We start from the raw sequence: 23,872 nt of genomic DNA, 5'->3' as shown, positions 1-23,872 counted from the left end.
TGAGTGGTAAGAGAGAACGGAGTTTGATTAAATCACTTCTTGTAAATCGTTGGATTTCGCGTAATACAAATAACCTTTTACTTGTTTATAGCCAAGATTACGGAGCGCTTGCATGTATTTGTCGACCTGCGTTTTATGCCCGACGTAATCGCCTTGCGTAAATTTGAAATCTAACACAATCGTTTCCTTTTCGCTTGTGAAAACCTTGTCCGGACGAATCGTTTCGCCATCTTTCGTGATGATGCTCGATTCGTTCCAGATTTTGTAGGTGCCGTTCAGCCATTGATTAATACTCGGATGTTGCCAAACTTGCTGAATATGTCGGCGAATTTCCGGAACATCTTCCTTCGCTAAAACACCTTGCTCAATGTAGTCCAAAATTTGTTTTTCGATATCGGATTCGTTCGAAACCTCCGACAAGATTTCGTGCGCGATAATGCCGTATTGCGCCGCTTTTTCTACCAACGGTAAATCTGCCAGCGTTCGCCGATTCGATTTGCTCCAAGCTTGATCGAGTTCTTTCGAGATCGGATATTGTAGGATGGAAATGCTATTTCTAGTTTCAATATCTGATGTTGGCGTTTTAGGTGTTACGCGGGATGCAATCTCGCTTACATGATGTTCGGTGTCGTCTATTGGAAATGGACTATTCGTGCTATCAAGCGATTGGAAGATGACGTCGCTAATGTAATCATTCTTGATTTCGATGCCGTTCACTTCTCCGCTTTTCTTGTCTTTTGTTTCTTTAAAGAATGGCGCCGTGATATAAAGATGTTTGATAGCGCGCGTGGTCGCCACGTAGCATGTATTTAGCGCATCCATGTAGTTGAACAACATTTCTTCGAAATATTGTTTGTAAAAGAGCGATTGTCCTAATGTTGATGTATACTTAAGTGGGATTTTTCCCAATGCTTCAAAAGGAGTTTCGTTTGTATCAACCCAAAAAACGCCCATCTTCATACCGTCCAAATTCCATGCGGCAAAAGGTAACATCACTACTTCGTATGCCAATCCTTTGGATTTATGTACGGTTGTTACTTCGATGGCATTGATTTTTCCGCCGGAAGGCAATACTGCTCGGTTTCCATCCTCTTCCCAATAGGTCAAGAATTCGTGAATCCCGCGTTCACCCGCCGCTGCAAATCCGGCAACCAAATCCTTAAAAGCGAGTAAGTAAGGTATGTGCGGATTGTTTGCTGTTGTAAATCCATAGATTTCGATCAGCTTTTCAATCAACTGCACCAAAGGCAATTGCGACCAATATTCCCAATGTTCAATCAGCGCTGCCGGAAGAATTTCACTCAACGCTTTCACGTCGTTTTTCCTAAACAATAGCCAATTATCTTGGTCGAAAGTTTGGTGGTTTTGCAGCACTTGATACAGATAAGCCATGTTTGCTTTATGCACGGTATGTTTTGCCGATTGGTACACCAGCGCTTTTAAAGTTTCGATAAATAACTGGATCGCATCGTTCGTCACTAAACTCAATGCGTCGCCGGAAATTACTTCGAAGGCGAGCTGATTTTCTTGCTTATAGATCATCAGCGATTGAATAACTTGTTGTGCTTCCCGATTAGTTCTTACTAGAATTCCGATTTCATTAGCTTGATATTTTCCGGAGGAAATCCACGTACCAATTTGTGCGCATAAACGCTGCAACGATTCTTCAATCACTTGGTTTTTTCGATATCTGCCATCAGCCACCGGGATGTAACAAATATCCAATTCGCCTTGCGGCAAATTCGTGTCCATCTTGCTCTGTGGTACCTGCTGCGTGCTATTTGCGTACGCCCGAATCAACATTTGATCGTTGCCCGACTCGCGCCACCAACGTAGATCAGCATCATTCAACGTTTGTTGCACCGTTTCGTTGAGCACTTGTTGCAAGTGCTGGGGCAGCGTAGCATATAAATGATTGTTGAAACGGATAATATTCGGCAAACTTCGGTAATTGACTTCCAGAGTTTCGTTCGCAATAAACTGCGGCTGTTCTGTTTCGGATAAATGGAAAGCGGAGCCAATCTGCTGCTCTACTTGTTGCAAAAGGATGCGCCAGTCGCCATTTCGCCAGCGATAAATACTTTGTTTGACGTCGCCAACAATAAGATGTTCGCTTAATTTTCTTTCTGCGTTTCCGAGTGCGTTAATGAGCAACGGACTATAATTCTTCCATTGCGTCCGAGAGGTATCTTGAAATTCATCAAACAAGAAATAGCGGAAGCGATTGCCAATCTTCTCCCAAATAAAGGTTGGATCATTATGGTCATCCAAGCCCAGTTTGCTCAACAATAATTGAGAATCGGAGATGAGTTGCGCACTGTTTTCTTTTCGCCATCGAGCCAAAAGATCACTCATTTCTTTGAGCAATCGCAAGATATATAAATTGGCCTGTACCGATTGATAGGCAATAAACGTTGGGAAGAGATTTTGGAGATCGACGAATGTTTGCAATATCGGAGCAAATTGCGCGATCAAATCATGTCGAACTTCCTTACCTTCGGTAAATGCACCCTCGTCCTCAATCAGCTTCGTAAATCGATCCAACGTCTTTTGCAAATCGCTTGTCGATAACTTGCTGACATTTGCATCAATTTTGTTGGCAGATAATAAAGCATTTCTAGACTTCCCTTTGAATTCTTCAGCTTGCACGTTAAGCGAAATATATTGTTGCCTAAATGCTTTGATCGCTTCGCTTACTGCTTCTGTAAAACCTTTGGTCATGGTTTCGCTTTCGCGATTCAACACATGGAATACCTGCTGAGCTTCTTGTGCATGTAGATTTGCGTCAAATTCTTGGAAGTTTTCCGAGAAAATCAACCCTGCCAAGGACATCAACTGATGCCGATAATTCCAATTCTCGTTATTAGCGATTTTCTTTTCGGCGTATTCGATTATCCAATCCAATAGATCCGGCCGATTGTCCAATAACTGATTGAGCATCACGGTAAGGTCGGCTTTTACCTTATTGATGTTCATTTCGATTTTGTATGCTGCATCCAAATGTAGCTCGTAAGTGAAACTACGAATTACCTTTTGGGAGAATCCGTCTATGGTGCTCACCGTGAAATGGCTGTAATCATGCAGTATTTTTCGATAAACGCGATTTGCTTTTTCTTGAATAGCCGCTTCTGTCCAATCTGGCGATTGCGTCAATAGGATCTGCCGAAAATCGTTAATTCTGCGATCCTGATTTCCGCGCGCCAATCCTTCCAAAACGGAGAGGATACGCTCCTTCATTTCCGCTGTAGCTTTGTTGGTGAATGTCACCGCCAGAATTTCGCGGTAACTATTTTCATTGTGCAACAGCAAGGTAAGGTAGTGAACAGTAAGGCTAAAGGTTTTTCCCGAACCGGCGGAAGCTTTCAGAATCTTTAATGGAGCGACGGTCTTCATAGCGTGAAGGTAATAATTTCATTTTGTCTTTACCAATCAAATAGTTACCTTTGCGTCCCCTCTTGCATGTAGCACGGGGGATATGTTGAATACATAAAAATTTAGAAAAAATGGCAACTAAAATCAGATTGCAAAGACACGGTAAAAAAGGAAAACCTTTTTACTATGTAGTAGTGGCGGATTCTCGTGCTCCACGTGATGGTAAATTTATCGAGCGCATCGGTTCTTACAACCCAAACACAAACCCAGCGACTATCGTTTTGGACTTTGAAAAATCTTTGGATTGGGTGAACAAAGGTGCTCAGCCAACTGACACTGCTCGTGCTATTCTTTCTTACAAAGGTGTTTTGTACAAAAAACACTTGCAAGGTGGTGTGAAAAAAGGTGCTTTTGACGAGGCTAAAGCGGAAGAATTATTCGCTACTTGGTCTGAAGGAAAAGAATCTCGTATCGAAGGCAAGAAAACTGGATTAGCATCTTCGAAAGAAGAAGTTAAGAATGCTGCCTTAGCCGCTGAAGCGAAGAAAAAAGAAGAAAAAGCAGCAGCTATCGCTGCTAAAAATGCGCCTGTAGCGGAAGAAGCTCCTGCTGAAGAAGTAGAAGCAACTGAGAACGCTGAAAACACAGAAGAAACAGAAGGATAATTTTTGTTTTCCAAGTATTTGAAAAGCCAATCCAGGAATGGGTTGGCTTTTTCTTTATAAAAGAAAATTTTGGTTTTATATTTGTTCTTTCGATACTCAGTGGACACTAACTACTATATGATATGAATCGCTTACTTTCCATCTTTTTTATTTCATTTTTGACGGTAATTTTTATGGTCGCTCCAGCTAGTGTGTCTGCTCAAAGACGTGAAGTGGTAGAACAACCTAATTTAATAAAACTAAATGCTTTGTCGTTGTTTGCAGGAAAATTTGGTGTAGAATATGAACGTTTGATTACTGAAAGGATTTCCGTGGGTGCTGAGTTGGGTTGGCGTCCAAATAGTCGGATCCCTTTTCGTTCAGCTATAAAGGGCTTTGCGAATGATGGAGATTTTACAGATATGATAGATGGTTTTAAAAGCTCTAGTTTTTCATTTACACCGGAGGTTCGTTTTTACACCTCTAAGCGCGGCCCATTCCGCGGTTTTTACGTGGCGCCTTATGTTCGATATGCGAGTTTCGGCGCAACAGCTCCTTATGATTTGGATATCAATTTCAATTATATGGGGCAACTCGTTTACGAGCGCTATGAAACCATTCCGCTAACAGGCCGCGTTCGTTCATTTACAGGAGGGGCTTCCATAGGTGCAAACTTTAAATTGGCTGAGAAATGGTATTTAGATTGGCGAATTATTGGCCCTAGTTTTGGTAGTGGGCGTGGTAGCGTAGCTGGAAATGTTGCACTTAATGAACAAGAGCAGCAAGCTATTCGCGAGGACTTAGCAGAGTTGCAACAGGATTTGAGAGATTTCCCATTGTCTATAAAAACGGATTATACGGTAGATGGTAATGGTATCAAGGTAGATGTGCAACGTAGCAAATGGGCTGCCGTGCGTGCGGGATTGTCCATTGCTTATCGGTTTTAGCATCATTATAGGTAATTCTTATGTCGTCTAATTTCTGAGTAAGGTCGAGCTAATTGGGACAGTTTGTTTCCAAGTTCCTGTTATTTCGAATTGATTTCCTGCTTCTTCGTTTTGAATAGTAAATACATAATGGCTAGTCCGTTCAACATATTTTACCTCGCCATTTAAAGTTATTGTTTCATTTGGGTTTACCTGTGTTTCGATCACCGCTCCCCGCTGATACGGTGTGTTGCTTGTGCCATTTCTATAACTAACACGTCCAGTCCATACAATGGTGCCGTCAATAATTAAATCCTCCATCATAAGCGTAGAATCTCTTTCCGACATCCAAAGAAACGCTCCATAATCTTCGCTTTTGAATATAGAGGAATGCTGAACGTCCCAGAAGACATTTCTATCGCTAAATTTTTGCGGGATTGAGGTGTAATTAGAAAATGTTTGAGGTTTACATTGATGACTACTGACATAAATTCTTCGAAGACTATCAATTTCCGAAATCTTTTTATCGATAATCTTATAGCTTTTTCCACGATGTTGCGTGATGCGCATTTCCTCTTCCTTGCCATTAGCTTTCAATCCAATGACTAGAATACGAGGCACGTTTTCGAAGTTTTCTTTTAAATCGATAAATAAACTGTCTCCGTGACTTGATTTTGCCATTCGGAACCAGCCGTTCTTTGCGACAACGGTATCGGTATTAATAACACGAAACTCTGCATCGGAAATGTCCTTTAAGATAAGCGATTCGTTTTCCAACTTCACGTAGTCCACCGTCCAATCAGATGGTGCTTGTATTTTAATATTACCGGAAATGCCGCCATGCCTGGTCATGTCTTTAAATTGGTCTTCCAATAATGAAGTTGGTGCTGTTCGCTCTTTTTGGCATGATGTGATCGTAACAAGAGCTACTAGGGCGAGTAAGAAAAAGGATAGATTTGACTTCATGGACGATAAATGGATAGTGTGATAATTAGCAAGGTAGTGAATTTTGTTGATTAATGGATTGCTCAGAATGTATGCTAAGAGGATAAGATTCTGAAGTCTGCTAATTGATGAATCAATAGTTTAAATTTATGTCGAAGATCTCACAAATTTCGGACGGTGGCTTGATGATTTATGATGGAAAGTCGTTATATTCAAATATATTATTTTTAATAAGTAAAATTATACTATCAGCCAATGTCAAAACTATTTCTAATAATTTGTTTAAGCTTTTGGGGAATCCAAGACGATGCGAATAAACAAATTTATTCTGCTGTTTTAAATCAGTATACCGGATCGCAGTTGATTGTGTTGAAGGGATCGACATCAGCTTGGTCTATAAATGATTATAATTTCGACTATTTAAAGACACAGTTGGTGGAGCTAGAAAGAGAAACTTTTGACGCATTTATAACCGCAAACAAAAACAGTGTTTCCATAAATCGCTGGATTACTTTTGATGAGAGAGTCGCTTCTATAGATTCTGTTGCTGTATCTAAAATGTTCAGTGAAGGGGGCGGATGGGGTCAGTTCTATGAGGAGTACAAAGGAGCCAATGGAATGTTGACGTTTTCGAAGATCGGGTTTAATAAGGACGAAACTCAAGCATTAATATACTTTGAAAAAGTTTCGGACTATAAAGCTGGGGTAGGTAAGGTGATGCTTTTCCGAAAATCGAAGAACTCTTGGAAGTCCGTGAAATCGACTGAGGTTTGGATCTCTTAACGAGCAACGGATTTATTTAAAGAAATGTTTTTCGAATCGCTATGATGGAATATTGCAAGGATAGTTTTTCCAGATTTCGAAACCAACCAACGTTAATTAAATCTAACTTCCGTACTTTTGCGACATGAATATCGAGGAGTCATTTTATATTGGATACATTTCTAAAACGCGTGGACTAAAAGGCGAACTGCAGTTCTTTTTTGAATTTGAGGATTATAAAGAGCTGGATTTGGATGTCATCTTTGTGGAAATCAATAAAAAGTTGGTTCCTTATTTTGTTGATCAGATCAAGTTGCAGAATAATAGTACTGCATACGTGCATTTAGAGGATGTGGATCACATCGATAAAGCGCAGGTCTTGATTCGTAAAAAAGTGTATCTATCGAATGATAAAAAGCCGGTTCGTGATCCGGATGATTTTCGTTATTCTGATTTAGTAGGCTTCGAAGTGGTTGATGCGGTGGATGGTAACTTGGGTTTGGTAACCGCCGTGCAGGAGTTGCCACAGCAATTCATCGCCACAGTAGATATGGAAGGAAAGGAATTGATGTTTCCATTAACAGATCAACTTATTGCTAATATCAATACAGAAGATAAAATACTCGACGTGACGCTTCCCGAAGGCTTGGTCGAATTGTATAAAGAAATGTAGTCTCTAAAATCCTCAGCAATCGTTGAGGATTTTTTTGCGATGTGTGTTATCAAACTATCTTACTTGATTGATTTGTCGTTTTCGATCGGAAGTGAACCTCTAGATTTTTCAATTTTCCCGTTAACGGTATTGAAACTTTTTAAAAAATTTAAATAGTTGCTTTGAATATTCATTTTTATCAATAGATTTGTTACAACCTATTATTAGAGAATTACGAACTGTTGCTAAGAATTTAATTTAGTGAACCAAACCAAGATCTCAATTATGAAAGCCCTTTGCTTTCGTTCCTTACAATCTGTGAGCGAGATCGCTATGAGCATCGATCGAAGCATTCCTAGCACTACAAAATTGATCAATGAGTTGGCTGCTGAAGGACTTGCAGAATCTGTAGGTTTAGGACCTTCTACGGGCGGAAGACCTGCTTTGAGGTACAGCTTAAATCTTCAGAAATTACCTTTAATCCTTTCTATAGCGATTGATCAGTATTACTGTAGCGCTGCTTTGCTAAATTTTGATCATAGCTATTTTAGTGACATTCGAACCATCAGAAATCCGTTAAATGAGAATGATGCGTATGTCAATTTGCTGTCGCTCATTCGAGAGGTGCTTGCTTTAGTTGACAATCGGAAAGTTTTCGCTATCGGCGTTTCATCGCCAGGATTTGTACACGTTGAGCAAGGAATCAATATGTCCTACGACGAAGCCAACCCATTTCATCATATAAAAAGAAATCTAGAAGCAGAATTTGGCGTACAAACTATTCTTGAGAATGACTCCGCGACAATCGCAATCGCCGAAAAGTATTTCGGCAGCTATCAAATATCAAAGGATGTCATGGTGGTCAATCTCAACTGGGGTGTTGGATTGGGAATGATCATCAACGGAAAGCTCTTTCGTGGCCATAGTGGCTTTGCCGGCGAGTTCAGCCACATTCCTTTATCGGATAGAAATACGCTTTGTTCTTGTGGCAAGCGTGGATGCTTGGAAGCGGAAGCATCACTTTTATCAGCGATTAATTATGCGACAGATGCAATTAAGCGTGGAGAAAACTCCGCACTGCAAGAATGCATGGAAACTCGAGGCTATATTACGGGCGAATCACTAATCGATGCATCGAAAAGGAAGGATTCGTTAGCATTATCGGCGATCGATCACATCGCGTACGGCTTAGGAAAGGGATTAGCTACATTAATCCACCTTATCAACCCAGAGCATATTATTTTGAGTGGGCGCGGCGCACTACTCGATGAAATTATTACTAAACCAATAGAATCAAGCTTACAAAAATATACCATTGAGCGGTTACGCATGCAAACGCAATTTTCTGTTTCGGAAGTAGAAAATCCACAGATTTTGGGCGGAGCATGCCTTGCGATTGAACATGCAGATTATGCATTTTTATAATAATTAGAAGAGAATTAACTACACCAAAAACAATAATTGACATGAGTAAATTTTACATCACATGCTGCAATGTGTTGTTGATGCTGATAATCAGCGTTTCAACCGCTTTTGCACAGCAAACTGTTACTGGGAGGGTGACAGACGCAAATGGGCCTTTGGCTGGCGTGACGGTAAGTGTATCGGGCACATCGCTGCAAGCGCAGACGGATGCCAATGGATCTTACGGCATTCAGGCGGCAAATGGTGCAACACTTCGTTTTGCACGTTTGGGCTATGCTAGCAGAGAAGTTCTTGTGACTTCCAATAAGCAAGACGTTTTGCTAAGCGAGGATACTGGCGATATCGGCGAGGTAGTGGTGACTGCCTTGGGTATCAAACGAGAGAAAAAATCGCTAGGATATGCAGTTCAAGAAATTAAAGGTTCCGAATTAGCGGATACACGCGAGGCAAACTTAGCCAATGCGCTTTCTGGAAAGGCGGCCGGTCTACAAGTGGCGCGTTCGAGTAATGGAGCTGGTAGTTCTGCCAAAATTATCCTTCGAGGATTTAGCTCATTAACTGGCGATAACCAGCCATTAATCGTCGTAGATGGTGTTCCAATGAATAACTTCACAGGAACGACAGAAAATGGTTATTTCGGAGCTGGGCTTGACATGGGAAATGGTTTGGGGGATATTAGCTCGGATGACATTGAAAGCATGTCGGTATTGAAGGGGCCTACAGCGGCGGCGCTTTATGGTACGCGTGCAGGTAATGGTGCAATTTTAATCACCACCAAATCTGGTCGTACAAAAGCCGGTCTAGGTATTACGGCATCATCCAACATGGGGATTGAAACCATTTTCATGCAACCAAAATTCCAAAACATATTTGGACAAGGCGAAGCTGGTGCTTTTAACCCAAATGTTGCCACGAGTTGGGGACCTCGTATCGAGGGACAAACAGTTACAAAGTGGAATGGTGAACAAGAAACATTAGCAGCTAGAGATAACCTAGGTGCTTTCTTGCAGAATGGAACGACGCAAAACCATAACATCGCTTTGCAGCAGCAATATGGGAATACTAGCGTCTACACGTCGATAAATCGATTAGATAACACGAGCATTTTACCAACTAACCGCTTCACACGTACTAATTTAACGACCCGTATGGGAACCAAGTTCGGTGCAGATGATCGTTGGTCGACAGATGTCAAAGTACAGTACAGTAACACGAAAGGGGTCAACAGACCAATCAATGGCCGCGACTGGAGTAACGTTTACGCTTTACAAATGATGCCTAGAACATTGGATATCCGAGATTTTGAAGAAAGTGTAAATGAATTTGGTCAGATGCTTTGGTATCGAGGCGGCGCGGTAGATTTTAACCCGTATTGGAAATTGAACAATGAACGCAATGAAGATCAACGTGATCGCTTTTTGTTAAACGGAGCGTTAGGATATCAATTTACAGATTGGTTAAAGGGTGAGTTAAGAGCAGGGGCGGATATGTACACCAATAGCACACAATCACGCACACGTGCTGGCGGACCTCAGTCTGTTAATGGTAGTTTCAGTAATGGAAAAAACACATTCAAAGAGACCAATTATCAAGCGTTATTTATCGCTCAAAAAGATAATATTTTTGGAAAATTTGGTGGGAATGCTACTTTAGGTGGTAACTTGATGCATCAAACGTCAGATGGATTGGGTGTCAATGTAGGCGAATTACAAATTCCAAATTTGTTCTCTCCAAGTAATTCTGTAGGTGCTCCAAGTATCTCACCTTTATTTTCTGAAAGAAAAATCAATTCGGTTTTTGGATCGGTTGGAATTAACTACGACTCATTTGTATTCTTAGAGTCGACATTCAGAAATGACTGGACGTCTACTTTGCATCCTGATAATAGATCATTTTTCTATCCTTCAGTAACATTATCGTACGTACTAAGTGAAAATATAGAAAAAGCGGGTGGTTCATTGCCTTCTTGGCTTAGCTACACAAAGTTCCGTGCCGCTTATTCTCAAGTAGGTAATGATATGGGACCTTATCAGCTTTACAATACCTACGGTATTGGGGCGGATCCTAATGGTAACGTAACAAACAACCCACTTCCTGTATTCTACGACCAAACGGTACGTAGCGAATCTATTCGCAATTTGGAATTTGGTGGAGAAGTTCGTTTATTCGATAACAAATTGACTCTAGATTTATCGTGGTACAAGTCCAATGCCCTTCACCAACTCATCGACTTACCTTTAGATCCTTCGAGCGGGTTTAGGGCTCGTAGAATCAACGGTGGAGATATCCAAAACAAAGGTTTTGAGCTTGTTGTCAATGCAAATTTAATTGCTCGCGAAAGCTCATTCCGCTGGGATGCAACCGTAAACTTAAGCCGAAATGAGAATACCGTTAACGATGTCGCTGCTCGTTTCGAAGTTGATCAATATCCTATTGGTGGATACGATAACCTTCAATTTAATGCGCAAGGTCGTGGAGGAGGTTTCGGAGAAATCTGGGGATATAAATATCGTCGAGTAGACGATCCAAATAGTCAATACAACGGTCAGCTTTTATTAACTGCGCAAGGTCTTCCTCAGCAAGCAGAGTCACTTTCTTTCCTTGGACAGCAGCAGGCGCGCGAAATGGCTAGTTTAATCAATAACTTTTCATATAAAAATTTCGGTTTATCGTTTCAAATCGATGCACGTTTTGGCGGAATGATGTATTTGGGCACACTTCGCGGCATGCATAGCTCCGGAACGGGAGAAAGTACGGTCATTGACGGCGCACGAGAATCATTTGTGGTTCCTGGTGTAATCGGGTCTAATGGCAACTACACACAGAATGAAATTTCGGTAACTCCTCAGCAATACTTCAACGCGATTTCTACAGCAACTAATTTGGGTATTCACGAGGAGTACATGAGAGATGCTACGAATGTTCGTCTTCGTAATGTGCAAGTGAGTTATAACTTCCCTAAAACGATGCTTGGTAAAACATCTGTCTTCCAAAATGCACGTATTTTTGCTTCATGCAACAATGTTTGGATGATCCATAGCAAAACGGAAGGTATTGATCCAGAATCTACATTTGCAACTGGATCCAATGCTATTGGATTTGAGAACGGAGCTCCTCCGACGATGCGTTCATTTATTTTCGGTGTGGCCTTAGGTTTTTAACAATTAAAGCGTATTTACTATGAAATTGATTATAAAAAAAGGAATGATATCTGCGCTAGCTACATTAGCGTTGTTTTCATCCTGCAAAGATTTTGAAGCAATGAATATCGACCCGAATGGAGCTAATTCAGAGCAAGTACAGGTAGAATATTTCATTAATGGCTCCATAGTAGGAGCCCAACAAAACCCACATATTGCTGAACGGGTATTTGTCCTTTACTGGAAAACGGCAGGTCGCCAGCAATTAGGAGGTGGAATTTCGGTTGGAGCATATAACGATGGTTGGTCGTCCGACTATTTCGGAAGAGATTACATGTCTGGATGGTTAGCAGGTGCCAATAGTGCTATAACCGTAGCTAACGAAAAAATGGCTGCCGGAACTGGTACTTCCTATACGAACAATATGTTACAAGTGGCAAGAATTTGGCGTGCGTATTTGATGAGCGAATTAAGTGATACCTTCGGACCGATCCCTTTGGATGGTTGGCAGGGTGAGAATCCGAATTATTCTAGCGTGGAGGATGTGTATAATTATTTGTTGACAGAGCTTAGAGAATCAGGCGAAGCGCTCGATCTTTCCGTGACAGTGCCTACCGATACACGTCGATTCGATCCTGCTTATGGTTTCGATTTTGCGAAATGGCAGAAATATGCTAATTCCATGCGTATGCGGCTAGCGATGCGCATGTCGGAGGTAGATCCAGCAAAAGCTCGTAGCGAATTTGAAGCAGCGGTTTCTAAACCGCATATCACCACGGCAGATGAGCAATTTAAAGTAGCGGAATTGGGAACGGCTTGGAGCCCGTTAGCAGGTGTCATGACAAGGACTTGGAATGCATTCATACTTAGCTCTACCTTAAATAATTTATACTTAGGGCTTGGCGGCATTAATACGTCGACTTCTCTAGGGGCATCTTATGCAAGCTATATCAAGCCAGAAAATTACATCGGTATTCACTACCCAAATCACTTTGCAACGATGACTAATGATCCTTCTGCAGGATATTGGTTAGATGGTTTGCCAAGTGTAATTGACCCACGCGCTTACGCTAGTTTCGCTCTTCCTGGCGATTTTAGTAGCTCGCAATTTAATTTTTATCCAGATGAGGCTACTGCTCGTGGTACGAAACGTAATTTGATGAGCAACGATGGTACAACCGTGTATAAAGAGATCGATGCAGCGTTCACTTGGAATGCTTTTGCTCCCGGAGATTGGGCGGCTAAAGGGTCTAGAAATCAGGTGAGATCTTGGCCAGGAACGATGCCTCGTTTGGCGAACAAATTCAGAAATGGGACTAATGATCGCATATTTTTTGCTGAATGGGAGTCAAGCTTCTTAATTGCGGAAGCGGCAGTTCGTGGATGGACAGTGCCAGTTGCGGCACAAGCAGCATACGAAGCAGGAGTAAGATCCAACTTTGCCTATTGGAATTTATCAGCTCATGCTGACGCGTACTTATCAAGCACTAGTTACAATCGTGTTGGAACTTCAGTAAGTTGGGCTCACACCACGGAACCAGGTAACACGCACGCTATGCAATATGTAAATGGTGAAACAGGAGTCGCAGGTACGGTGCAAATTCGATATCCTTCGAATACATTGTACAAAGACGGCGCTGTACGCAATGATTTGTTAACCAAGATTATTACTCAAAAGTATATTGCGCAAAATCCATATCTTCCTTTGGAAACTTGGAGTGACCACCGTCGTTTAGGCTTGCCTTTCTTTGAAAATCCAGCTGTGGAACAACCTATCGTTACTATGCCAGATCTGAACGCAAGTAATTACATGACTAGTAGTGTCAAGTTCTTTCCGCAGCGTGTAAATTATCCTTCGACGTTAATCAACAACAACAGAAGAGGGTATGTACAAGCCGTCGAAGCGCTTGGTGGACCAGATGCGGTACTCACCCCGCTATGGTGGGCCAAAAAGCAATAAGGTTAAACATCTTGAAATCCCCGGCAATCGCTGGGGATTTTTTTTATATTAGGGCACTGGCCATTACGATTATTCTTTCATGCAACAACGTTACTATTCTTTAGATATCTTTCGCGGTGCCACGGTGGCGCTTATGATCTTGGTAAATAATCCCGGCTCATGGTCGCATATGTTTGCTCCGTTGCAACATGCTGCTTGGCACGGTTGTACGCCGACAGATTTAGTATTTCCGTTTTTTCTTTTTGCCGTCGGAAACGCGATGGCTTTTGTGATGCCACGTTTGCAGGAAGCCGGCGCTGCGGTGTTTTGGAAGAAAGTGTTGAAGCGGGCGGTGCTCATCTTTTTGATTGGCTTAGGTCTGAGTTGGTTTCCTTTTGTGGTTTGGTCAGAAAACGGATTGGTATTTAAGGAATGGGTAAATAGTGCGAAACCGGAAACAGGCGTTCGAATTTTCGGTGTATTGCAGCGCATTGCGATAGCTTATCTAGGTGCATCGATTCTTGCCTATTATCTGAGACCGAAACCATTAATCTTCGTTTCTACGGTTTTATTGTTTGGATATTGGGCGCTATGTGCGCTATTAGGGCAGGGTGATCCATACTCTTTAGAAGGTTGGTTTGGAACGGATGTCGATAAGGCCTTGGTTGGCATGGCGCATATGTATAAAGGAGAAGGTGTTGCATTCGATCCAGAAGGTATTGCCAGCACATTGCCGGCAATTATTCAGGTGGTATTTGGCTATTTGACGGGTTTATTTATCCGTAATCACGGAGCTGTTTCATGGTTATGGAAGCGCGTGCCCGAATCCAAGGAATTGCCCTTCAAGCTGATTTCTGGATTGATGGTCACTGGATTTATTTTGCTTGTTTTAGGTTGGATATGGTCATTGGGCTTCCCGATCAACAAAAAAATATGGACAAGCTCCTATGTGTTGTACACAACTGCATTAGCGATCATGACTTTGGCAACGGTGATCTGGTTTACAGATCTGCAACACGTTCGTAACGGGCTCACTCGCTTCTTTGACGTTTTTGGTAAGAACCCTCTGTTCATCTTTGTACTGAGCGGTGTGTTACCGCGTATATCCGGACTCATTCGCATTCCGCGAGGTTTCAACGAAGATGGATATACCGACTACACAACGCCATTAGCCTGGTTCTACAAAAACATTTGTGCTCTTTTGCCCGGACCTCCAGAACTAGGTTCGTTCTTTTATTCGTTGTGCTTTTTAGGTTTGATGTGGGGGATTTGTTTCTTATTGGATCGAAAGAAAATCTACATTAAAGTGTAAGTCATTCTCCGTAAGGAAGAACACGTGAATAAGTTTTGATAGTTATCACTGAAATCCATATCTTTGCACGCAATTAATAAAATTATTTACGCTTTAATATTATTCAAGAATGTATTTAAGTAAAGAGTACAAAGAAGAAATCTTCGCTGAGTTCGGAGGTGGAGCAACAAACACAGGTTCTGCAGAAGGACAAGTTGCATTATTTACTAAAAGAATCGCTCACTTAACTGAGCATTTGAAAAAAAACAGAAAAGATTTCAATACACAACGTTCTCTACAAATGTTAGTAGGTAAACGTCGTTCATTGTTAGCTTATTTGCACAAAAAAGATATCAATAGATATCGTGCGATCATCAAAGGCTTAGGCTTACGTGAGATCATCAAATAAGTTTTAGTAAAAACAAAACAAAAGCCATTCGAATTTTCGAATGGCTTTTTCATTTTTAGGGTGCCCCAAAATCAGTAACATACCGATTTTTAGTGTACATTTGTGGCGAAATAAAAGTTTTAAAATTGTCGGTATGTCGCCATGATGAAAACATACCATAATGATCACAAAATGAGTTATAACGAAATCAAAACAACCATCGATATGGGCAATGGTGCTCAGATCGAACTTTCTACTGGAAAGTTGGCAAAACAAGCTGACGGTTCAGTAGTGTTGAAACAAGGAGATACCATGCTGTTGGCAACAGTGGTATCAGCCAAAGAGGCTAAACCAGGCGTGGATTTTCTTCCACTTTCTGTAGATTATCAAGAAAAATATGCAGCTACCGGACGTATTCCAGGTGGTTTTTTACGTAGAGAAGCAAGATTATCAGACTACGAAGTGTTGATTTCTCGTATCGTGGATCGCGCATTGCGTCCATTATTCCCAGAAGATTACCACGCAGATACGCAAGTGATGATCTCATTGATCTCTTCAGATAAAGAAGTGATGCCAGATGCGTTGGCAGGTTTAGCGGCTTCTGCAGCTTTAGCAGTTTCCGATATTCCATTCAACGGTCCTATCTCTGAAGTTCGCGTAGCGAAAATTGATGGCCAATTGGTAATCAATCCAGTTCGTTCCGATTTAGAAAAAGCAACATTGGAATTTATCGTAGCGGGTTCTGCACAAGATATCGTGATGGTAGAAGGTGAAGCGCACGAGATTTCTGAAGCAGAAATGGTGGAAGCAATTGCTTTTGCACATGATGCAATCAAAAAACAAGTTGCGGCAGTTGTTGCCTTGGCAGAGCAAGTGGGCAAAACGGAAAAACGTACATACAGCCACGAGCCAACCAATCCAGAATTGCGCGAAGCAATTTTCGCAGCAACTTATGATCAAGTTTACGCAGTAGCAAAATCAGGTTCTTCTAAACACGATCGTTCGGAGCAGTTCTCGGCTATCGGCGGAGCTTTCTTCGAAACTTTAGGAGAAGAAATCGATGCAGATACCGCATTCTTGGCAAAAAAATATTTCCACGACGTACAGTACGATGCGGTACGTAACTTGTTGTTAGATGAAGGTATTCGTTTGGATGGTCGTAACTCAAGAACAGTTCGCCCGATCTGGACAGAAGTAGATTATTTGCCAGCTGCACACGGTTCAGCAGTTTTCACACGTGGTGAAACTCAATCTCTAACTTCGGTTACTTTAGGAAGTAAAGATGATGAGCAGATGATCGATGGAGCGTTCATCAATGGATACAACAAATTCATCTTGCACTATAACTTCCCAGCATTTTCTACTGGCGAAGTCAGACCAAATAGAGGTCCAGGTCGTCGTGAAGTGGGTCACGGTGCGTTAGCAATGCGTTCATTGAAACAAGTTCTTCCGGCGCAAGACGAAAATCCGTACACTATTCGCGTCGTTTCTGATATCTTGGAATCTAACGGTTCTTCTTCCATGGCTACCGTTTGTGCGGGTACATTGGCCTTGATGGATGCGGGTGTTAAAATCAAAGCGCCAGTTTCAGGTATCGCAATGGGATTGATCAGCGATGAGAAAACAGGAAAATATGCAATCCTTTCGGATATCTTAGGTGATGAGGATCACTTGGGAGATATGGACTTTAAAGTGACTGGTACAGCAAAAGGTATTGTTGGTTGTCAGATGGATTTGAAGATCAATGGTTTGAAATGGGAGGTATTGACGCAAGCTTTGGATCAAGCGAAAGAAGCACGTTTACACATCTTAGGTGAGATGAACAAAACGTTGACTGCTCCTCGTGAAGATTACAAATCGCATGCTCCTCGTTTGGTTTCTATTACGATCGATAAAGAATTTATCGGTGCGGTGATTGGGCCAGGTGGTAAAATCATTCAAGAAATGCAACGCGAAACTGGTGCAACTATTTCTATTGAAGAAGTGGATAACAAAGGTATCGTTCAAGTTTTCGCAGATAATAAAGAAGCGGTTGATGCAGCATTAGCACGTATCAAAGCGATTGCTGCTAAACCAGAAGTCGGTGCAGTTTACGAAGGGAAAGTGAAATCTATCATGGCTTTCGGTGCTTTCGTAGAAATTATGCCGGGTAAAGACGGTTTATTGCACATCTCTGAAATCGACTGGAAACGTCTAGAAAATATGGACGGCGTATTCACTGAAGGTGAAATCGTGAAGGTTAAATTATTGGATGTGGATAAACAAGGTAAGTTGAAGCTTTCTCGCAAAGCACTTCTTCCTCGTCCTCCGCGCGAAGATAAAAAACCAGCAGATGCGCCAAACACTCCAGCAGAGTAATAGGTTAATCTTAGCTTAAAATAGTAAATGCTCGCCGATCGGCGAGCATTTTTTGTTTCTGTGGAATTTATAAACAGAAATAATTATTTAATGTACTTTAAAATTCTCTCTTCAAAAGTTTTGATTTCACGTTCGTTAGCAAACCAGTTAAAATCTCGGTTCATTAATCGCATTGTACCATCTTTTCTATTTATAAAACTTATCAAAACTATGTCCGTGCAGTTTTTACAATCGACCGATTGTCTGATGAGAACCTTAACGTCTTCATTTCTATCTGCATAGTAGAAATGAATTCGTTCTTTATCTGGTTTTATATTGGAATGGGAGTTTGTGAAAGTTAACTTGGCAGTATCTCTAAAGAGTTTGGGATTTGCTTGATGCAATTTAGTTAACTTCGATTTAACATCATCTATAGGTCGTTGTATTGTCCATTCCTCACCAAATGGATGACTGCCCGCAAAGCTACCAACTCTTCTTCTGCCAAGTTCGTATAAACCTGCAATAGCCAATATGCTAAGCATAATAGCTATGGCTTTTTTGTAGTGTTTCATGCCTTCAATCTCATGTTGTCAAGAAAAATGGATTACTTGCTTAAGATAGCTATTGTAATTGAAAAGTAGTTGAGGTAAAAGCGTTACAAGTAAACAAATAAGGCTCGCCGATTGGCGAGCCTTATTTGTTTAATAGCTTTCAATTTTCTAAAGCATAATAACGGATTCGATCCGCGAAACGGCTTTGTAGTAATTGACGACCTCGTCGGCGTTGTTCACAAAAGTTTCTACGGTAATCGATTTATACTTTCCTCCGCTAGATTCTTTAAAAGAAAACTTGGAGCTGGTATGGGTAAAGATCTTTTCAATTTCCGGTTCTTTGTTCAGGTCACTTTTTACAATAAATTTGAACTTATAAACGGTTGGAAATTGTTCTACGTCAATCAATTTCTCTTTAAAGTTTTGATAGAAATCTTTGTCTTTCCCATCTTCCATATCTTGGATATTGATGTTGCTAAAATCTGCCATAATAATCTTTCCTCAAGGGTTTCAATAACAAGTATAGCTTTCTTTTAGCTTAGTTGCCAAACTTTTTGTTTGGTTTAGCACTCATTTCCAATTCCAATTTACCTCCGCTAGTCAATTCCTCGTGCGTGATGTGCGCGCGGTTCAACGCTTTACCATTCAATTTTGCGGATTTGATATAGATGTTTTTATCGCTTTGGTTTTTTGCATCGATCGTGAAGCTTTTGCCGTTCGGCAAGTTGATTGTCGCTTGTTTCATGCGTGGAGAACCCAAAACGTATTCGCCGCTCATCGGATTTGCCGGATACAATCCCATCGAAGAAAATACATACCAAGCGCTCATTTGTCCGGCGTCATCATTTCCACACAGGCCATTTGGAGCAGTCGTATAATTTTGAATCATGGCTTCGTGAACTAATTTTGCGGTTTTCCAGTGTGCGCCAGCCATCGCAAATAGATAAGGAACGTGGTGGTTAGGCTCGTTACCTTGCGCGTATTGACCGATTAAACCAGAAATATCTGGCGAAGCATTATCCAATTCTTCCGGCAGGTTAATAAATTCATCCAGACGATCAATAAATGCTTGTTTTCCTCCCAATAATCCCATCAATCCTTCTACATCATGCGGAACTAACCATAAATATTGCCAACCATTTCCTTCACAATAATCGTTTTTTCTGTGTTCGGCCATAAATGGATCGAATGGTCGACGGAAATCTCCGTTTGCCCATCTTCCCACAAAGAAGCGCTCATCTTTATCGAAATAGATTTCATATAACTTCGATCGTTTCTTAAAATATTCCGCATCCTCGGTTTTACCTAACTTTTCCGCGATACGATAAACACCATAATCGGCAATAGCATATTCTAATCCCCAAGCAACAGATTCATTGTCCATGCTATCGATAGGAATGAAGCTCAATTCACGAACAAATTTCAAACCATAATCATCGCCCATTGCTGTCGTTTTTACCGCTTCCCAAAGCAATTCATGATCTTTCTCATCGACCAAACCTTTTAAGAACGCGTCGGCGATAACCGGAATAGCTGGCAACCCGACCATCGTATTTGTTTCATTTGCCCAAAGGTGCCAAACGGGTAACTTCCCTTGTTGTTGGTAAATCGACAACATTGTTTTTACAAAGTCGGAGGTACGTTTCGGTTTCTCCAAGATGGTCATCAACGGGTGAAGCGCGCGATAGGTATCCCATAAGGAGAAAATCGTGTAGTTCACGAAATCCGCATTTCGATAAACTTGCTTATCGGTTCCCATATAATCGCCGTTGTGATCATCAAAAATTGTTGGTGCGAAATAGGAGTGATACAACGCTGTATAGAATATCTTTTTAAGTTCTTCGCTGCTATCGTACTCGATTTTACCCAAAGTGCTGTTCCATTTTTCCGTTGCGGATGCAGTTGCTTTTTCGAAATTCCAGTCAGCAATTTCTTTCTCGATATTGTTGAGCGCGTTTTCTGTGCTTACTGGAGAGATTCCAACTTTCAATTCGATTTTGTTGTCTTTCGCAGCATCGAAAAATAGCGCTGCTTTAATAGCTAAACCGCGATAAGCGTGATAGCCGGTTTTTGGTAAATCGCCGTCAAAATATTTGACATCCTTGATGGGTTTTGAAGTTTTGATAGCAAAATATACTTTCTGATCGGACGCCCAGCCGGATGAAAAGCGATATCCAACGAATGTGGTCTCATCAACTTGTTTTAAATACGTATCTGTTGCCTTATCCCAATTCATGCGGAAACCCAAATCAACTAGAATGTGAGCATTATCGGTGTTTTCGTAGATATACTGGTGATATCCAACGCGCTCCGAGGCGGTCAGATTCGCTTTTATTTTATAATCGTCTAAGAACACGCTATAGAATCCGGCTTTCGCAACCTCATTTTCTTTCTTGAAATGCGATCCGTATCCAGTTTCCATTTTGTCGAATTCTGCTGGCTTCAGCTTCAACGCTCCAGTTGCAGGAACGATCATGATGTCATTTAAATCACCGATTCCTGTTCCACTTAAATGCGTATGTGTAAACCCTAGTATGTCTAAACTCTTAAAATTGTATCCGCTGCACCAATCCCAACCATTGAATTGATCCCATGTTTGTGCAATTTGTGTTGGTCCTAACTGGACACCTCCGAATGGGACGTTCGCGCCAACAAATACGTGGCCATGTTCGGCTGATCCGATAAATGGGTCGACAAAATCTGTCGGCTTTTGTTGCGCCTGCGCGGTAGTTATGGCTGCGGCAGCAACTAAAATAAATCTAGTTTGCTTAATTAATTTTCTTAACATCTGTGTTTAGGAATATTGAACCGTAAATCTACAAAATTTATATTGACCAGTATTAAAACCTTTTAGCAAAATTTAAATGTAAATTATAAGTGCATCTGCTAAAAATTTTGCTAAAAAAATGATATTTTAGAAAAAAACCTGAATAAAAATGAAAAAACGAATCCTAATTAGTGATATAGCTAAAACGCTTGGTGTTTCTGTGACCACAATTTCCTTTATATTGAATGGTAAAGCCAAAGAGAAACGCATCAGTGATGCTCTGACTAATCGCGTGTTGGAATATGTCAAGAAGGTAGGATACAAACCTAATCAATTAGCGCAAAGTTTGCGCACAGGGCAAACGAAAATCCTCGGCTTATTGGTAGAAGATATATCAAACCTATTCTTTGCGAACATTGCCAAGCATATCGAAGAGTTTGCTTATGCCAGCGGCTATCACTTATTATATTGTAGTATGGGCAATGATCCGGTAAAGGCAAGAGAATTGATTCAATTGTTTTATGATAGGCAGGTGGATGGATTTATTATCACGCCGACTGAAGGTTTGGAGGAAGTAGTTGGTCAATTGTTGAAGAACAATGTCCCTGTCGTTCTTTTCGATAGGTATCTTCCTCAGGTTGATACCAATTATGTGATTTCTGATAATTTTACAGGAGCATTTAAAGCAACCAAACATTTACTGGAAAATCCGGATAACAAGCGAATCGGATTTGTGTCTTTATATTCCGATCAAACCCAGATGCGCGATCGAATGGATGGTTATATGAAGGCTTTGGATCAATATCAACGACAAGCTTATATTAAGAAGATCCAAATCGATGAACAGGAAGATGTCGCGATTGCCCAAATTTTCGAATTTATTGAAGATAATAAGTTGGATGCAGTATTATTTGCGACAAATTATCTAGCTATTACCGGATTGAAAGTACATAAAAAGTATGGGAAGTTGCCTGCAATGATCGCATTTGACGATCATACCATCTTTAAATTGCACGAACCGGCTATTTCTGTTGTTTCACAGAAAATAGAAGTGATAGCAGAAGAACTGGTAAAAGTACTACTACGTCAAATCAGAAATCCGCAAGCAGAAGCGAAACACGTTGTTGTGCCATGTGATTTGAAAGTACGCGATTCTACGGTTGTCGCGTAGCTAAATGCTTTAAGTTTTCTTTTGATTATAGTTTGTTGAGAATTTTGATCGCTTTATTCAATGTGTCATCTTCTTTCGCGAAGCAAAGGCGCAACATCTTTTGTTCGGTGCGCTCATTGTAGAAGGGCGACAATGGAATAAGAGCAACGCCATGCTGTTCGATCAGTTCGAGTGCGAAATCCTTTTCCGATTTTTCGCTGATTAAGCTGTAGTCCAATAATAAGAAATACGTGCCTGCCGATGGTTGCATATTGAATCGCGAATGTTTCAATCCTTCAAGAACCAAATCTCGCTTCCGTTGCATGAACTGCGATAGCTTATTATAATAGCTGGCGTCGTCCAAGTAATTCGCAATAGCATGTTGCATCGGTGTGCTTACGCTGAATACATTTTGCTGATGCACTTTTCTAAATTCGGTTGTCAAATTTTGAGGAGCGACGACGTAGCCCATTTTCCAGCCCGTGCAGTGGAGCAATTTGCCAAAAGAAGCGATGACAAAACTTCGTTGCCGTAATTCCTCGAATAGTAATGCGGATTGATGCTTATGCTCATCGTATATCAGATGTTCGTAAACTTCGTCGCTCAAAACAAAAAGTTCATTTTCGGTGGCTATGCGCTGCAATTGAAATAGATCATCGGAAGATAGCGTTGTGCAGCTTGGATTTCCGGGGTTATTAATAATGATCAGCCGCGTTCTTTCCGTGATTAATTGCTCAACGGTGTTCCAGTCGATTTGAAAGCTGGGCGCATAAAGGCTTACCGGAACAACTTTTCCTCCGAACAACTCTACAGTCGGTCGATAGCAATCATAAGCAGGTTCGAAAATAATTACCTCATCGCCAGGTCGTATAATCGTGGCTATAGTGGTAAATATAGCTTGCGTCGCACCCGATGCGATGGTGATTTCGTTTTCGGAATTCACTTTCACATCATAAAAGCTCTGATATTTTTCGGTAATCCGCTGCCGCAAGGCTGGAAGACCGGGCATCGGAGCATATTGGTTAGCCCCATCATGCATGGCTTTGTTAACTAAATTGATCAATTTGGAATCAATTGCGTAGTCCGGAAATCCTTGAGATAAGTTTATTGCTTGGTGTTTTTGAGCCAAAGCACTCATTTCTGAAAAAATACTACCCCCTGTATTTGGCAATTTAGAAGTCCATTCGCGTTTCGCCTTTGATGTCATATTGTGCTGTTATTAATGCAATGCGAATATAAATGATTTTCTCTGTAAAAAAATCTCCTTGCTTTACAGCGCTTTAGCGCTTTGGTAACAGCAAAAAGCAAAAAAGGTTTTGGAGGAATGAAAAAGGTTTCTACCTTTGCACCACTCCGCAAGGGAGGAACGGTAGTGAAAAGTTGGAAAAAGGAAGTTTTTTGGGCTATAGGCTTAGAAAACGACTGGATTCAGAAGGGAAAGATCTTCAAAATTATTTTCAAATAAAATTTGCAAGATTAGAAAAGTTTCCTACCTTTGCAATCCCAACCGAGAGGAAGGGAAAACAAAATGAAAGGTTAAGCTCGCAAGAGTAAAACATAAGATGCCAAAGCGCGATGCGGCG

18 protein-coding genes are annotated in these 23,872 nt (G+C 41.1%); 12 read left to right on the top strand and 6 right to left on the bottom strand.

Annotated features, from left to right (window positions below):
• Positions 1–27: 27 nt before the first annotated feature.
• Positions 28–3,393, bottom strand: a complete 3,366-nt coding sequence (locus tag ACFSQ3_RS13305; protein ID WP_380870057.1) for a UvrD-helicase domain-containing protein — start codon at positions 3,391–3,393, stop codon at positions 28–30.
• Positions 3,394–3,503: 110 nt separating this feature from the next.
• On the opposite strand from ACFSQ3_RS13305, the gene ACFSQ3_RS13300 reads away from it, so the two are divergent.
• Together ACFSQ3_RS13300 and ACFSQ3_RS13295 are read left to right on the top strand one after the other, a co-directional pair.
• Positions 3,504–4,037, top strand: coding sequence for a 30S ribosomal protein S16 (locus ACFSQ3_RS13300; RefSeq protein WP_380870056.1), 534 nt, complete (start codon positions 3,504–3,506; stop codon positions 4,035–4,037).
• A gap of 122 nt (positions 4,038–4,159) precedes the next feature.
• A complete protein-coding gene (locus ACFSQ3_RS13295; RefSeq protein ID WP_380870055.1) occupies positions 4,160–4,963 on the top strand; it encodes a DUF3575 domain-containing protein in 804 nt (267 codons plus the stop codon).
• Between the two features lie 27 nt (positions 4,964–4,990).
• On the opposite strand, the gene ACFSQ3_RS13290 is transcribed toward ACFSQ3_RS13295, so the two are convergent.
• Positions 4,991–5,908 (bottom strand): hypothetical protein, encoded by a 918-nt coding sequence (locus ACFSQ3_RS13290; protein ID WP_380870054.1) that lies wholly within the window; start codon positions 5,906–5,908, stop codon positions 4,991–4,993.
• Between the two features lie 234 nt (positions 5,909–6,142).
• Between ACFSQ3_RS13290 and ACFSQ3_RS13285 the strand changes: the two genes are divergently transcribed.
• The 8 genes from ACFSQ3_RS13285 (at position 6,143) to pnp (ending at position 17,842) form a co-directional block, all read left to right on the top strand.
• Positions 6,143–6,670 carry a hypothetical protein gene (locus tag ACFSQ3_RS13285; protein ID WP_380870053.1) on the top strand — a complete coding sequence of 176 codons (528 nt, stop codon included), beginning with the start codon at positions 6,143–6,145 and terminating at the stop codon, positions 6,668–6,670.
• Positions 6,671–6,794: 124 nt separating this feature from the next.
• Positions 6,795–7,322: a ribosome maturation factor RimM gene (gene rimM / locus ACFSQ3_RS13280; protein ID WP_380870052.1), complete on the top strand. Its 528-nt coding sequence runs from the start codon at positions 6,795–6,797 to the stop codon at positions 7,320–7,322.
• 264 nt (positions 7,323–7,586) lie between these two features.
• Complete coding sequence (locus ACFSQ3_RS13275; protein WP_380870051.1) at positions 7,587–8,726, top strand: ROK family protein; 1,140 nt, start codon at positions 7,587–7,589, stop codon at positions 8,724–8,726.
• 41 nt (positions 8,727–8,767) lie between these two features.
• Entirely contained in the window at positions 8,768–11,887 is a 3,120-nt protein-coding gene (locus ACFSQ3_RS13270; RefSeq protein ID WP_380870050.1) for a SusC/RagA family TonB-linked outer membrane protein, read from the top strand.
• 19 nt (positions 11,888–11,906) lie between these two features.
• Positions 11,907–13,826, top strand: coding sequence for a SusD/RagB family nutrient-binding outer membrane lipoprotein (locus ACFSQ3_RS13265; RefSeq protein WP_380870049.1), 1,920 nt, complete (start codon positions 11,907–11,909; stop codon positions 13,824–13,826).
• Positions 13,827–13,905: 79 nt separating this feature from the next.
• The gene (locus ACFSQ3_RS13260; RefSeq protein WP_380870048.1) at positions 13,906–15,117 is read left to right on the top strand and encodes an acyltransferase family protein; all 1,212 of its coding nucleotides are present in this window, start codon (positions 13,906–13,908) and stop codon (positions 15,115–15,117) included.
• A gap of 109 nt (positions 15,118–15,226) precedes the next feature.
• Positions 15,227–15,505, top strand: a complete 279-nt coding sequence (gene rpsO / locus ACFSQ3_RS13255) for a 30S ribosomal protein S15 (RefSeq protein ID WP_380870047.1) — start codon at positions 15,227–15,229, stop codon at positions 15,503–15,505.
• A 171-nt stretch (positions 15,506–15,676) separates the two neighbouring features.
• Entirely contained in the window at positions 15,677–17,842 is a 2,166-nt protein-coding gene (gene pnp, locus ACFSQ3_RS13250) for a polyribonucleotide nucleotidyltransferase (protein ID WP_380870046.1), read from the top strand.
• 83 nt (positions 17,843–17,925) lie between these two features.
• On the opposite strand, the gene ACFSQ3_RS13245 is transcribed toward pnp, so the two are convergent.
• From ACFSQ3_RS13245 to ACFSQ3_RS13235, 3 genes are all read right to left on the bottom strand, one after another.
• Positions 17,926–18,393, bottom strand: a complete 468-nt coding sequence (locus tag ACFSQ3_RS13245; RefSeq protein ID WP_380870045.1) for a hypothetical protein — start codon at positions 18,391–18,393, stop codon at positions 17,926–17,928.
• Positions 18,394–18,540: 147 nt separating this feature from the next.
• Positions 18,541–18,861 carry a DUF493 family protein gene (locus ACFSQ3_RS13240; RefSeq protein ID WP_380870044.1) on the bottom strand — a complete coding sequence of 107 codons (321 nt, stop codon included), beginning with the start codon at positions 18,859–18,861 and terminating at the stop codon, positions 18,541–18,543.
• A gap of 49 nt (positions 18,862–18,910) precedes the next feature.
• Entirely contained in the window at positions 18,911–21,160 is a 2,250-nt protein-coding gene (locus ACFSQ3_RS13235) for a GH92 family glycosyl hydrolase (RefSeq protein ID WP_380870043.1), read from the bottom strand.
• Positions 21,161–21,308: 148 nt separating this feature from the next.
• Here ACFSQ3_RS13235 and ACFSQ3_RS13230 point away from each other — a divergent pair, with 148 nt between their 5' ends.
• Positions 21,309–22,310 carry a LacI family DNA-binding transcriptional regulator gene (locus tag ACFSQ3_RS13230; protein WP_380870042.1) on the top strand — a complete coding sequence of 334 codons (1,002 nt, stop codon included), beginning with the start codon at positions 21,309–21,311 and terminating at the stop codon, positions 22,308–22,310.
• A gap of 25 nt (positions 22,311–22,335) precedes the next feature.
• Here ACFSQ3_RS13230 and ACFSQ3_RS13225 read toward each other — a convergent pair whose 3' ends face one another.
• Entirely contained in the window at positions 22,336–23,496 is a 1,161-nt protein-coding gene (locus ACFSQ3_RS13225; RefSeq protein ID WP_380870041.1) for a methionine aminotransferase, read from the bottom strand.
• 81 nt (positions 23,497–23,577) lie between these two features.
• On the opposite strand from ACFSQ3_RS13225, the gene ACFSQ3_RS13220 reads away from it, so the two are divergent.
• The gene (locus ACFSQ3_RS13220; RefSeq protein ID WP_380870040.1) at positions 23,578–23,754 is read left to right on the top strand and encodes a hypothetical protein; all 177 of its coding nucleotides are present in this window, start codon (positions 23,578–23,580) and stop codon (positions 23,752–23,754) included.
• Positions 23,755–23,872: the final 118 nt, after the last annotated feature.

Source organism: Sphingobacterium corticis, assembly GCF_042684745.1.
Classification (GTDB): domain Bacteria; phylum Bacteroidota; class Bacteroidia; order Sphingobacteriales; family Sphingobacteriaceae; genus Sphingobacterium; species Sphingobacterium corticis.
Note: the sequence above shows the minus strand (reverse complement) of the source record. Positions and strands in the feature narration are given on the sequence as shown.

Excerpts from the sequence above, each read along its gene's own strand:
- ACFSQ3_RS13305 (WP_380870057.1), bottom strand. The coding sequence starts at position 3,393 with ATGAAGACCGTCGCTCCATTAAAGATTCTGAAAGCTTCCGCCGGTTCG.
- ACFSQ3_RS13300 (WP_380870056.1), top strand. The coding sequence starts at position 3,504 with ATGGCAACTAAAATCAGATTGCAAAGACACGGTAAAAAAGGAAAACCT.
- ACFSQ3_RS13295 (WP_380870055.1), top strand. The coding sequence starts at position 4,160 with ATGAATCGCTTACTTTCCATCTTTTTTATTTCATTTTTGACGGTAATT.
- ACFSQ3_RS13290 (WP_380870054.1), bottom strand. The coding sequence starts at position 5,908 with ATGAAGTCAAATCTATCCTTTTTCTTACTCGCCCTAGTAGCTCTTGTT.
- ACFSQ3_RS13285 (WP_380870053.1), top strand. The coding sequence starts at position 6,143 with ATGTCAAAACTATTTCTAATAATTTGTTTAAGCTTTTGGGGAATCCAA.
- rimM (WP_380870052.1), top strand. The coding sequence starts at position 6,795 with ATGAATATCGAGGAGTCATTTTATATTGGATACATTTCTAAAACGCGT.
- ACFSQ3_RS13275 (WP_380870051.1), top strand. The coding sequence starts at position 7,587 with ATGAAAGCCCTTTGCTTTCGTTCCTTACAATCTGTGAGCGAGATCGCT.
- ACFSQ3_RS13270 (WP_380870050.1), top strand. The coding sequence starts at position 8,768 with ATGAGTAAATTTTACATCACATGCTGCAATGTGTTGTTGATGCTGATA.
- ACFSQ3_RS13265 (WP_380870049.1), top strand. The coding sequence starts at position 11,907 with ATGAAATTGATTATAAAAAAAGGAATGATATCTGCGCTAGCTACATTA.
- ACFSQ3_RS13260 (WP_380870048.1), top strand. The coding sequence starts at position 13,906 with ATGCAACAACGTTACTATTCTTTAGATATCTTTCGCGGTGCCACGGTG.
- rpsO (WP_380870047.1), top strand. The coding sequence starts at position 15,227 with ATGTATTTAAGTAAAGAGTACAAAGAAGAAATCTTCGCTGAGTTCGGA.
- pnp (WP_380870046.1), top strand. The coding sequence starts at position 15,677 with ATGAGTTATAACGAAATCAAAACAACCATCGATATGGGCAATGGTGCT.
- ACFSQ3_RS13245 (WP_380870045.1), bottom strand. The coding sequence starts at position 18,393 with ATGAAACACTACAAAAAAGCCATAGCTATTATGCTTAGCATATTGGCT.
- ACFSQ3_RS13240 (WP_380870044.1), bottom strand. The coding sequence starts at position 18,861 with ATGGCAGATTTTAGCAACATCAATATCCAAGATATGGAAGATGGGAAA.
- ACFSQ3_RS13235 (WP_380870043.1), bottom strand. The coding sequence starts at position 21,160 with ATGTTAAGAAAATTAATTAAGCAAACTAGATTTATTTTAGTTGCTGCC.
- ACFSQ3_RS13230 (WP_380870042.1), top strand. The coding sequence starts at position 21,309 with ATGAAAAAACGAATCCTAATTAGTGATATAGCTAAAACGCTTGGTGTT.
- ACFSQ3_RS13225 (WP_380870041.1), bottom strand. The coding sequence starts at position 23,496 with ATGACATCAAAGGCGAAACGCGAATGGACTTCTAAATTGCCAAATACA.